Source organism: Methylobacterium sp. GC_Met_3, assembly GCF_026540775.1.
In the GTDB taxonomy this organism is placed as follows: Bacteria; Pseudomonadota; Alphaproteobacteria; order Rhizobiales; family Beijerinckiaceae; genus Methylobacterium.
The window spans coordinates 157,922-167,460 of sequence record NZ_JALNUL010000010.1 but is presented as its reverse complement, the minus strand read 5'-3'; the positions used below and the strand labels follow the sequence as shown (position 1 = coordinate 167,460).

Annotated in this window: 13 protein-coding genes and 1 pseudogene; 7 read left to right on the top strand and 7 right to left on the bottom strand. The window is 66.8% G+C overall.

Translation table 11 applies throughout. The features are described 5' to 3' along the window. Positions 1 to 1,174: pseudogene (locus OXS27_RS15220) on the top strand (hypothetical protein); the annotation flags it as partial. A gap of 229 nt (positions 1,175 to 1,403) precedes the next feature. Here OXS27_RS15220 and OXS27_RS15215 read toward each other — a convergent pair. Further along, the gene (locus tag OXS27_RS15215; RefSeq protein WP_267357128.1) at positions 1,404 to 2,090 is read right to left on the bottom strand and encodes a L,D-transpeptidase; all 687 of its coding nucleotides are present in this window, start codon (positions 2,088 to 2,090) and stop codon (positions 1,404 to 1,406) included. A gap of 158 nt (positions 2,091 to 2,248) precedes the next feature. Here OXS27_RS15215 and OXS27_RS15210 point away from each other — a divergent pair, with 158 nt between their 5' ends. Further along, positions 2,249 to 2,692: a VOC family protein gene (locus OXS27_RS15210; protein WP_267357126.1), complete on the top strand. Its 444-nt coding sequence runs from the start codon at positions 2,249 to 2,251 to the stop codon at positions 2,690 to 2,692. Between the two features lie 16 nt (positions 2,693 to 2,708). Here the strand turns inward: OXS27_RS15210 and OXS27_RS15205 are convergent, their stop codons facing one another. Beyond that, on the bottom strand, positions 2,709 to 3,152 hold the full coding sequence (locus tag OXS27_RS15205) for a Crp/Fnr family transcriptional regulator (RefSeq protein ID WP_243919033.1): 444 nt from the start codon (positions 3,150 to 3,152) through the stop codon (positions 2,709 to 2,711). 79 nt (positions 3,153 to 3,231) lie between these two features. Between OXS27_RS15205 and OXS27_RS15200 the strand changes: the two genes are divergently transcribed. Further along, positions 3,232 to 4,035: an electron transporter gene (locus tag OXS27_RS15200; RefSeq protein ID WP_267357123.1), complete on the top strand. Its 804-nt coding sequence runs from the start codon at positions 3,232 to 3,234 to the stop codon at positions 4,033 to 4,035. A gap of 11 nt (positions 4,036 to 4,046) precedes the next feature. Here the strand turns inward: OXS27_RS15200 and OXS27_RS15195 are convergent, their stop codons facing one another. Continuing rightward, positions 4,047 to 4,253, bottom strand: a complete 207-nt coding sequence (locus OXS27_RS15195) for a hypothetical protein (RefSeq protein WP_243919029.1) — start codon at positions 4,251 to 4,253, stop codon at positions 4,047 to 4,049. Between the two features lie 245 nt (positions 4,254 to 4,498). On the opposite strand from OXS27_RS15195, the gene OXS27_RS15190 reads away from it, so the two are divergent. Next, the gene (locus OXS27_RS15190; protein ID WP_243906886.1) at positions 4,499 to 4,687 is read left to right on the top strand and encodes a KGG domain-containing protein; all 189 of its coding nucleotides are present in this window, start codon (positions 4,499 to 4,501) and stop codon (positions 4,685 to 4,687) included. A gap of 158 nt (positions 4,688 to 4,845) precedes the next feature. Here OXS27_RS15190 and OXS27_RS15185 read toward each other — a convergent pair whose 3' ends face one another. Then, positions 4,846 to 5,211 (bottom strand): hypothetical protein, encoded by a 366-nt coding sequence (locus OXS27_RS15185; RefSeq protein ID WP_267357119.1) that lies wholly within the window; start codon positions 5,209 to 5,211, stop codon positions 4,846 to 4,848. Positions 5,212 to 5,637: 426 nt separating this feature from the next. Then, entirely contained in the window at positions 5,638 to 6,444 is an 807-nt protein-coding gene (locus OXS27_RS15180; RefSeq protein ID WP_243919026.1) for a response regulator, read from the bottom strand. 236 nt (positions 6,445 to 6,680) lie between these two features. Between OXS27_RS15180 and OXS27_RS15175 the strand changes: the two genes are divergently transcribed. Then, entirely contained in the window at positions 6,681 to 6,953 is a 273-nt protein-coding gene (locus tag OXS27_RS15175; protein WP_267357117.1) for a NepR family anti-sigma factor, read from the top strand. 134 nt (positions 6,954 to 7,087) lie between these two features. Here OXS27_RS15175 and OXS27_RS15170 read toward each other — a convergent pair whose 3' ends face one another. Further along, on the bottom strand, positions 7,088 to 7,264 hold the full coding sequence (locus tag OXS27_RS15170) for a DUF1328 domain-containing protein (protein ID WP_003599466.1): 177 nt from the start codon (positions 7,262 to 7,264) through the stop codon (positions 7,088 to 7,090). Positions 7,265 to 7,471: 207 nt separating this feature from the next. On the opposite strand from OXS27_RS15170, the gene OXS27_RS15165 reads away from it, so the two are divergent. Next, positions 7,472 to 7,642, top strand: coding sequence for a hypothetical protein (locus OXS27_RS15165; protein ID WP_267357096.1), 171 nt, complete (start codon positions 7,472 to 7,474; stop codon positions 7,640 to 7,642). 143 nt (positions 7,643 to 7,785) lie between these two features. Continuing rightward, entirely contained in the window at positions 7,786 to 8,706 is a 921-nt protein-coding gene (locus tag OXS27_RS15160; RefSeq protein WP_267357094.1) for an MBL fold metallo-hydrolase, read from the top strand. Between the two features lie 16 nt (positions 8,707 to 8,722). On the opposite strand, the gene OXS27_RS15155 is transcribed toward OXS27_RS15160, so the two are convergent. Further along, positions 8,723 to 9,502: a DUF1499 domain-containing protein gene (locus OXS27_RS15155; RefSeq protein WP_243923599.1), complete on the bottom strand. Its 780-nt coding sequence runs from the start codon at positions 9,500 to 9,502 to the stop codon at positions 8,723 to 8,725. Positions 9,503 to 9,539 lie beyond the last annotated feature (37 nt).

Sequence of the window (9,539 nt, the reverse complement as noted above, 5' to 3'; positions counted from 1 at the left end):
GGTCCGCAGTCAGGACTTTATCGATACGATCGGTATTAATACCCACATTCCCTATACCGACAGCAGCTACGCGGACATCGACAAGGTTCTTGAGGCACTGCGATATCTCGGCGTCGGCAACCTACGCGATGCAGTCCCGGATCCGTCGCTGCCTGGAGGCGGGGGATCGCATTTCGGGCCTTTTGCGACCGCCGGTTTCAAATTCGATTTCGTCGTCGCGTCCAACCTGCCGCTTACGAAGACGCTGTCCCTCCTCGACGATTTCGCCCGGATCCACCCACGCGCGATCACATCCGTCGAAGGCCCCAATGAGGTCAACAACTGGCCCGTTACTTATAACGGACAGACGGGTCCTGACGCGGCAATCGAATATCAGATCGATCTCTACAAGGGCGTCAAAGCCAGCCCGTCGCTCGACAAGGTGCCTGTTTACAATCTGACGTCCTGGCCAGAATTGTTCGGCCAATCCGACGTCTACAATGCGCACATCTACCCGCCGAAAGGCGAGCAGCCGGGCGTGCATGTCAAGAACGTCGTGGATCAGGCCAATCGCTTAGACCCGAAGCGTGCGGCTGCCATCACCGAGGTCGGGTACTACACGTTGCCGGGCAAGGGCACGTGGGGTGGGGTCGATGAGCCGACCCAGGCGAAGCTGTCGCTCAACCTGATCCTCGATGCCGTCGATATGGGTGTCGCGAAGGTCTATCTGTATCAGCTCCTGGACGCTTACCCCGATCCGGCGGCGAGCGAGATGGAGAAGCATTTCGGCTTGTTCGATATCGACTATCGCCCCAAGCCGGCCGCAACAGCGATCCACAATCTCCTCCAAACGGTTTCCGCGAAGGGTCGCGGGGGCGCCGCACGCGAGACCCGGTTGCCGAAGCTGACGGTGTCTTCGGGCGAACTCGAGATCAAACACCTCCTCGTGGAGGGCGAGGGTGGTCTTACGACCCTCATCCTCTGGGATGAGAGGCCGATCTGGGACAGCGAGAAGAACGTGCCCCTGCCAGTGACGCCTGTCGACGTGACGGTGGACAGCGACGCGGATCTGCCCGCGGTGAAGATCTTCGATCCGACCGCAGGTGCAGAGGCCGTCCAGACGCTCGATAAGACCCGCTCGGTGAAGGTGCCGTTGCAGGGCTATCCGAAACTGATTCAGTTCCGGACCCGTTAGCTCGCGCGCCATCGTGACGGGACCGTTCGGCACAGAACTCGCCAGGCTGAGGCAGGCGCTGCTCGCGCGGCTAAGCGATTAGGCCCTGTTGCGAGAATGGCGGTGCGGGCCGGTGAGGCCATGAGCCTGACGGTCGGAAGACGCCTTCCGCGCTCTAGACCGTTACGCCGGGTCGGATCGTCACGGCCCCGTTCGAAGGTTCGCAGCGCGCGGGTCGAGACGCCCGCCCTCAGACGCGATATTTGCCGTTGCGCTTCACGAGGACGCGGGTTCCGACCGGAACGCGCTCGTAGAGGTCGGCGATGTCCTCGTTCAGCATCCGGACGCAGCCCGAGGAGAGTTGTTCCCCGATGCTCCACGGCTCGTTGGTCCCGTGGATCCGGAACAGAATGTCGCGGTTGCCCTGGTAGAGGTACAGGGCACGGGCACCGAGCGGATTGTCGAGACCGCCTTTGCGGGTCCGCGGCAGGTCGGGATTGAGCGCGACCATGGTGGTCGTCGGGCTCCAATTCGGCCAGACGCCCTTGCGGCCGACCCGGGCTTCGCCCTTCCAGGAGAAGCCGGCCTTCCCGACGCCGACCCCGTACTGCATCGCGGTGCCATCCGCCTGAACCAGCATGAGCTGCCGCTTGTCGATGTCGACGACGATCGTCCCCGGCTGCTCGGGCCCGTTGTAGCTGACCTGCTGGCGGCGGTACTTCGGATCCAGGCGGTCCGTGTCGACCAGCGGAATGTCGAAGGGCTTGTCGGGTTTGGCCCCGACGTACCAAGCCGCCTCGTCATCCTGCGCGACCTGCATGGACCTGGTCTGGCAGGCGGCCAGCGGGGCGATCGCCACGAGGGCGAAGAGAACCCGCGAGAGCGTCGCCCGGCACCGCGGTGCCGGGCGTTGGTCCGCGTTCATCAGGTGCGTCATGCGGTGTCCGATCATCCGGACATGCGTACCGTCATCACGCCCATGACGATGTAGCTTTTCCGCCGCAGCGAGCCCGGGCCGGGCGCCTCACCCAGCCACGATTGCGCCCTAATTCAGAGTGGCAGACGAGCGCTGCAGAGACCCGCGCGGAGCGAACGATGCCTGAAACCGAGACACTTCCCGTTGAGGCGGCCATCGCAGCCGCCGGGTCGCTCAGCCCCGCGATCCACCTCGACCATTGCGTGATTCATGTGAGCGACTGGGCCCGGTCGAACGCCTTCTACCGCGACGTCGTGGGCGCCGAGATCGTCGAGCGGCGCGGCGGCTACGCGTATCGGTTCGGCGGCGTGCAGCTGAATTGTCACGGGCCCGGCGTCAACCCGAAGATGGTGGCCGCACAACCGGTTATGCCGGGCAACAGCGATCTCTGCTTCCGATGGTCCGGGGCGATCACGGACGCGATCGCGCATCTGGAAGCGCTGGGCGTCCCGGTGGAACTCGGACCGGTGGACACGTTCGGCGCGGCCGGGACCGGCGTCAGCGTCTATTTCCGGGATCCGGACGGGTCTCTTCTGGAGTTCATCACCTATCCGGCGCCGTGATGATGCTGCGAGTTGCTCAGCCGCGGCTCTCGGCCAGGGCCTGGTTGGTCTGTTCCAGGCGCAAGGCGAGCACGCGCATCAGGGCGATACTGATCTGTGGAAACTGTGCGAGCAATTCGAGGAACACGCCGCGGTCGATGCGCAGGGCGGTCACTGCGGTTTCCGCCGTGACCGTGGCCGACCGGGGTTGCTCAGCGAGGATGCCCATCTCGCCCACCAGGGCATCCTGGCCGAGCAGCGCCAACCGGACCGGGCCGGCCGGACCATCGATGCTGACCTCCGCATTCCCCTTGAGGATCACGTAGGCCGCATCCGCCACATCGCCGCGGGCGAAGAAGCGTTGCCCGGGCTCGAAATGCACCCGCTCGCTGGTGAAGGCCAGGAGCTTCAGGCGCGCCGGCTCCACCTCGCGGAACAGCGGCACCTGCTTCAGGGAGGAAACCTCTGTGTCGAGGGTCATACCGGGGCTCCGCGGCGGCTCTGAAGCCCAGGACGGTGGGACCGGACGGGCCCGCCCATCCATGCGATTCATCCTACGCTTGTCCAGCCCTGCCCGGCTTTTCGGCCACGGCACCGTGATGATCATCGCTCTGGGTCTGGCGACCGCGCCGGCCCGCGCTCGATTGGTTCAGGCCGACTTGGCCCGGGTCGCGCTGGCGCCGCCCGCCGGAGCCCGCGCCCCGCTCGACCTCGCCGCCACGGACGCGGGCACCGGGCAGGTGGTGACGCTGGGCAGCGTTATCGCGGGACGGCCGGTCCTGCTGCTGCCCGTCGATTACACCTGTGGCAACGTCTGCGACCCCATGGTGTCGATGTCCGTGGATGCCCTGGCAGCGACCGGTCTCACGCCGGACGATTACGCCCTGGTGCTGATCGGCATCGATTCCCGTGACGATGCCGCGGCTGCGCGCCGCATGCTGGCCGATACGTTGGGCGACCGCGCCGCCACCGTGCGCCCCCGGGCGCTGATCGTGTCGGATACGGCGTTGAGCCGCATCACGACCGCCCTCGGCTACACGGCGATCTACGATGCCGGGACCGACAGCTTCGCTCATCCGGCGGCCGCTCTGCTGCTCGCCGGCGATGGGCGGGTCGCTCGGGTTCTCTCGCCACTGGCGCTCACCGGACGGGACCTCCGTTTGGCCCTCACCGAGGCCGGGAACGGCCGCATCGGAAGCTTGGCGGACCGCCTCACCCTGCTTTGCTACGGCTACGATGCCGCACGCGGGGTCTACACGCCGCTGATCCAGCGGATCCTGACCGTCGCCGGAATCGTGACGATCCTGGCGATCGGCCTCCTCATCGTCTGGCTGACCCGCCATGCCCGGAGGCGGGCCGCCTGACGAGATCTTGGTCAGCGCTTCGTCGATAGCCCCAGCTCGCCGGGTTTCGGTGCCTCGCGCTTGGGGCTGGCATTGAGATGGGGCGAATCGATCGGCTCATCCCGGGTCGTCGGCGTCGCAGAATCCTCCGGCGCGGGCATCGGCGGCAGGGGCGGCGTGTTGGGGTGCGGAGCCGGAGCACCGCTGCCGACCTCTTTCACCATGTTGCGATTCGTCATGGGTGCTCATCTCCTCGTCTTGGCCGTGGGATGGGACAGGTTGCGCGGAGCAGTTGGGCGGCCCATCGAGGCATCCGCCGGCCGCTGCTCCCGCATCAAGGCAGGTCCATCTGCGACCAACGCCGCGGATAACAGCCTGGTTGCCGTCAAGCTTGACTGCAGGAAGCTTGACCAGGTCTGGGCAGAGGAACCTTGGTTACTGCTGAAGGTTGTTGCGAGGTGAAGCGAAGCCTGAGGAGGAACTGATGGCATCCGGGAATTCGACCTCGAAGCGGGGCTTTGCCTCGATGGACTTGGAGCGGCAGCGCGAGATCGCCAGCAAGGGCGGACGCAGCGTGCCGGCCGAGAAGCGCTCCTTCTCGCAGGACCGCGAGCTTGCCTCGACGGCGGGTCGCAAGGGTGGCCAGTCGACGGGTACCGGCCGAGCCGAGTAAGGCCACGCTGTAACCGTTTCGCGTAGCGGCGCCGCGTCCTCGGGACCGGCGCCGTTTTCATGTAATCGGCTCGCCAAATTTCCGGGACGTCATGCCAATGCCAAAAGGGCCCCACCGTGTTGGCAGAGCCCTTTTCAATCTGAGAAATAAAACCTGGGTCAGGAGATGCAGCGACCGGGGGTCATGCGCCGGGCCTCGGGACCAACCAGCGAACTCAGAGCGGTTTCGCAACCCTCGCGCACGAGACGACGGCCTGGTTGCTTCAGGATCGGCTTGATCCCGAGCTCCTGCGCCTCGATGGCGGTGGGGCCAACGGGTCCGTCCATCTTCTGAACACCGGCGACCCGCGTCGGGCTGATCGCCAGCGAGACCGGCCGCATGCCGGGCAGGGGCGCCGGCGCAAGTTGAGCCACCGGCACCGGAGGAACCCAGCGATCGGCTGTTTCGCGCACGACGGGCTGGATCAGCACGGTCAGGAGAGCGGCGGGAGCACTGACGCCCAGGATGAAACCAGACCGCAACATTGCCCCGACCTCATCGCGAGAGCTTGACAGGATGTTTCAACAACGCGTCCCGCAATCGCAGGTTCCTCAACTATCGCGCGTCTTGGAATGGTGAGTATTCGAACGCGCAACGGCTGTTGGTGCGGCGGCACCCCGCGCTGTCCACAACCATCCCATGTGCCGTTGATGCAACGCTCGCCAAAAAAGTGCTTTTTTGGAACCCGGCGGCGCGATGGCCGTTCTCCCTGTACCCGGCCACCTGGTCCTCCCCGCATTCCCCTTGTGCATCGGCCGGAACCTGTTCGACGGGCTGGAGCTTTCTCCGGCCCGTTTTTTTGTGCGCAGCCGGCACCTCATTCAGACAATAAAAAACCCCGGCTCTCGCCGGGGTTGATGTGACTACCGATGCTTCAACCTGCGGCCCCGCGGGACCGAGGCAGCCTTGGGTTAAGCCGTCTTGGCTTCCCGCCGGCGGGCCGTCTGCTGGAAGAACAGCGCTTGGCTGATCACCGCGGAGACATTCGCGGGCTGGAACGGCTTGGCGATCAGGAAGGCTGGCTCCGGCCGCTCGCCGGTAAGGAAGCGCTCCGGATAAGCCGTGATGAAGATCACCGGCACTTCGAAGGTCTTCAGCAGGTCGTTGACCGCGTCGAGCCCGGACGATCCGTCCGCGAGTTGGATATCGGCCAGGATCAGGCCGGGGCGCTTGCCGCCCTCGCCGGCGATCTTGACCGCCTCCGTCCGGGTCCGGGCGACGCCGATGACGTTGTGGCCCAGGCCCTCGACCAGCGCCTCAAGATCCATCGCGATGAGCGGCTCATCCTCGATGATGAGGATCTCGGTCGCCATGTCGGCGGCGAGCTCGCGCCCGGCCTCGTCCACGAGATCGCGGACTTCCGAAACGTCGACACCCAGGATGATCGCGGCGTCCTCCTCGGAGAATCCCTCCAGGCACGACAGCAGGAACGCCTGCCGCGGCAGCGGCGTGATCTGGCCGAGCCGGACTTCGGCGGGAAGATCGTGCTGAACCTGCTCGCCACGGCCGTTCACCGAGAGCGAATTCCAGATCCGGGTGAAGACCCGGAACAGGTCGGCCTTGATGTTGGTGCTCCGGCCCAGCGTGTCCGGTTCGTTGACGAGGGTCTCCAGGGTAGCGGCGACATACGCGTCACCGGCCACTTGGCTCCCCGTGAGCGCCCGCGCGTAGCGGCGCAGGTACGGCAGGTGCTGTACCACGAGTTGCGATGTCGACATTCGATCCCCTGTGCCTCGCCGTGTTGCCCGGCCGCGATTGCCCGGTCCGTGACCGAGGGCATGCCGGGGCCGGCATTCTGTCCTGCGCAGCTTTCCGCCCAACGCGGAGGCCCGCACTCCGTTCCACCCCCCGGCGGAACCGATCCCGGCGGGCAGGCGTTGCCGGCGCAGCCATGGCGTATGTCGAGCCGCAGCACAATGTGGCCGGGCCAAGTTCGGCAACAAGGGGCGTGTGGATGGCCAATGAGGGGAAGGAGGCAGGTCTTCGCGTGCCTCAAGTGCACGGAAGTTCTGCTTCGACGCACGGTGCGCCCAGCCAGAACCACACGACGGGACAGACCGCAGGCGCGTCCCAGGTTCAACCCCGCGGCGGCCTCAGCGAACAGACCCGTACTCGCCTCGCGACGCAGTTGCGCGCGATGTACGATACGATGACCCAACAACCGGTACCGGACCGGTTTGCCGAACTCATCGCGAAGCTCGACAGCGGCGAGCACGACAAGCCATAGTGCCGATGGTGGAGGCTGGACGTCCGCGCATGCGTTTCGGAGCAGGCCGATTAAAAAAGCCGTCGCGTTGTGCGACGGCCTCGTTGCTTTTGGGCGCCAGCCCCAGATCAGGGCCGGCGACCAACGACACTTCGTCAGAGTGTCGGCGAGCGACCGCGCATCAGGCCGATCACGGCCGAGATCGCAAACAGGACGATCGCCACGAAGAATACCAGCTTGGCGGCTTCCATTGCCGTGCCGGCGATACCGCCGAAGCCGAGCAGCGCGGCGACGAGGGCAACCACGAGAAAAGTTACGGCCCAACCCAGCATCGTTCGTATCCTTCGAAAGTATCAACGCGGGCGGGCCGCGTCGTTCTGAACACAAAAACGCCAAGGTTTTGCTCTGGTTCCGCCGTTTCGACAAAGTCCGATGTGGACGGCACGGGCGTTCCGCCCAGGCGCGACAATCAGCAACGGAACGGTGCAGGGTCGGTAGCGTTCGAAGAATAGGTCCACCGGTTCGATTCGGGATCCGTGATGCTGCAAGCTGCGAAGAACGCCGTTCGAGTGAAGGTGGCCGCGATGCGTGCCGGTGTGGCACAGGCGAGCGATGCCGTGCGGGCCGCGGTGATCGGGCTCGTTCCAGCCCCCGCACCCGTTCTCGTGCCTGTGCGCGTCCGCAACCGCCGTTCCGGCCATTTCGGCTGACCGGACACTTCCGGACTGAACGGCCGACTGGGGGACGTGACCCGATCCGCGCTGCGGGGACATCCCCGAGGATCGTGGCTCGGCGGTGTTGCAACGCCCTTGGGTGACGTTCAAGAATCCCCGAACCAACGTGCGGGGCAGCGATGGCGGACGCGGACGAGAGCAGACTGACCCTCGACCCATCGATGCCCACCCCGGGGCGGCTGGAGACGGTCGCAAAGCTGATCCGGCGTCGGATCGCGCCGAACGGCGGTCCATTCACGGCAAGCGGCACCTGCACATACGTGATCGGCGTGGGCGAGGTTGCGGTCCTCGATCCCGGCCCTGACGATCCATGGCACATCGACGCGCTGCTCGCGGACCTGACCGGCGAACGGATCACCGCGATCGTCGTCACCCACACCCATAGGGATCACTCGCCGGGCGCGCGGCTCCTCGCTGCGCGAACCGGTGCGCCAGTCATCGGATGTGGCCCGCACCGCGCGGCACGGGCCCTGTCGGAGAACGAGGCGCCGCTGCTCGACGCTAGCGCCGACCGCGCCCACGCCTCGGACCGCGTCATGGTGGAGGGGGACCGCGTCTCGGGCCCCGGCTGGACCCTGGCGGCGGTCGAAACCCCGGGCCACACCATGAACCACCTCGCCTTCGCGTTGCCGGAGGCGCAGGCCCTGTTCTCGGGCGACCACGTCATGGCATGGTCGACCACCATCGTGGCGCCGCCGGACGGCGCGATGCGGGCCTATATGGCGTCGCTGGAGAAGCTGCGCGGACGCGACGAGACGGTCTACTGGCCAGGCCATGGCGGCCCGGTCCGCGAGCCGGCGCGCTTCCTCCGCGGGCTGGCCAGTCACCGTCGCCAGCGCGAGGCCGCGATTCGGGCGCGGCTCTCTGGCGGCGATACCGGTATCGCGCAGATCGTCGCGGCGATTTACCGGAACCTCGATCCCCGCCTGCGCGGCGCCGCAGCGCTTTCGGTCTTCGCCCATCTCGAGGATCTCGTCGGACGCGGGCTGGTGGCGACCGACGGGGCGCCGCGGCTGGACGGCACCTTCACGCCGGCTTGAGCCGCGCCGAACCGAATTATTTCATCGCGAGGGCGAGGTTGGCGACGTCGTCGAGATAGGTGCGGATCCGGTCGGCATTCCCGCCGAAGTCGCGCCCGCCGAGCCGGGATGCCGAGCGTACGTCGATCCGCGCCCCGTCGGCGCGGGGGCGGATGCGGACGGTCACATCGTCGGGCAGGTTGAGCACGAGGCCGCGCGCCACGGCCTCGATCCGGCCGTTGCCGGTGCGACCGCCCGGCCGGATCGCCTCGACGATCTGCCAGTGGCGCTTCAGCGCGGCCTGACGGGCCAGTTCGAATGCTGCGTCGGCCCCGATATCGAGGGTCAGCGGGGCGATCTGCGGATAGGCGTCCCGCTGCCGCTCGCGCAGGGAACTGCTCGGATCCGGCGGATACCGGCCGTTGCGGGCTGCGAACGCAGCGCGCGAACGCGAGAAGGCGGGCGGATTGTCGATATCGGTGGTGACGTCCGACAGGGCCGGCAGCCGCAGGCCACGAAGTCCGCGATAAGCGGGGTAGCCCAGCACCACGAGCGCCAGGATCAGCCCGGCCAGGGCGGCACCAAAGCCGCGCGCACCCTCGCGCCAGACCCGCACGAACGCGAACACCGCCGCGACGATCGCGGCCAGCGCGACAGCGAGCCCGGCCAACAGAGCGACAAGCGCAGCGTCCGTGTCGGCGCGCGGATCCCGAACGACGATCAGGGCGATCCCAGTGGCCACGATGGAGAACACGGCGAGGCGCTGAGCCAACGGCCCGGCGCGGGTGACGGGTTCCTCGATGAGCAGGCGACGCATGGCACTCATGGTTGGGGTCAAGGCTCGATCCTAGAGC

What these genes read in the sequence shown, in the direction of transcription:
- OXS27_RS15155 (WP_243923599.1), bottom strand. Translation starts at nt 9,502, where the DNA reads ATGCGTCGCCTGCTCATCGAGGAACCCGTCACCCGCGCCGGGCCGTTG.
- OXS27_RS15195 (WP_243919029.1), bottom strand. Translation starts at nt 4,253, where the DNA reads ATGACGAATCGCAACATGGTGAAAGAGGTCGGCAGCGGTGCTCCGGCT.
- OXS27_RS15160 (WP_267357094.1), top strand. Translation starts at nt 7,786, where the DNA reads ATGGCGGACGCGGACGAGAGCAGACTGACCCTCGACCCATCGATGCCC.
- OXS27_RS15180 (WP_243919026.1), bottom strand. Translation starts at nt 6,444, where the DNA reads ATGTCGACATCGCAACTCGTGGTACAGCACCTGCCGTACCTGCGCCGC.
- OXS27_RS15170 (WP_003599466.1), bottom strand. Translation starts at nt 7,264, where the DNA reads ATGCTGGGTTGGGCCGTAACTTTTCTCGTGGTTGCCCTCGTCGCCGCG.
- OXS27_RS15165 (WP_267357096.1), top strand. Translation starts at nt 7,472, where the DNA reads ATGCTGCAAGCTGCGAAGAACGCCGTTCGAGTGAAGGTGGCCGCGATG.
- OXS27_RS15215 (WP_267357128.1), bottom strand. Translation starts at nt 2,090, where the DNA reads ATGACGCACCTGATGAACGCGGACCAACGCCCGGCACCGCGGTGCCGG.
- OXS27_RS15185 (WP_267357119.1), bottom strand. Translation starts at nt 5,211, where the DNA reads ATGTTGCGGTCTGGTTTCATCCTGGGCGTCAGTGCTCCCGCCGCTCTC.
- OXS27_RS15210 (WP_267357126.1), top strand. Translation starts at nt 2,249, where the DNA reads ATGCCTGAAACCGAGACACTTCCCGTTGAGGCGGCCATCGCAGCCGCC.
- OXS27_RS15175 (WP_267357117.1), top strand. Translation starts at nt 6,681, where the DNA reads ATGGCCAATGAGGGGAAGGAGGCAGGTCTTCGCGTGCCTCAAGTGCAC.
- OXS27_RS15190 (WP_243906886.1), top strand. Translation starts at nt 4,499, where the DNA reads ATGGCATCCGGGAATTCGACCTCGAAGCGGGGCTTTGCCTCGATGGAC.
- OXS27_RS15205 (WP_243919033.1), bottom strand. Translation starts at nt 3,152, where the DNA reads ATGACCCTCGACACAGAGGTTTCCTCCCTGAAGCAGGTGCCGCTGTTC.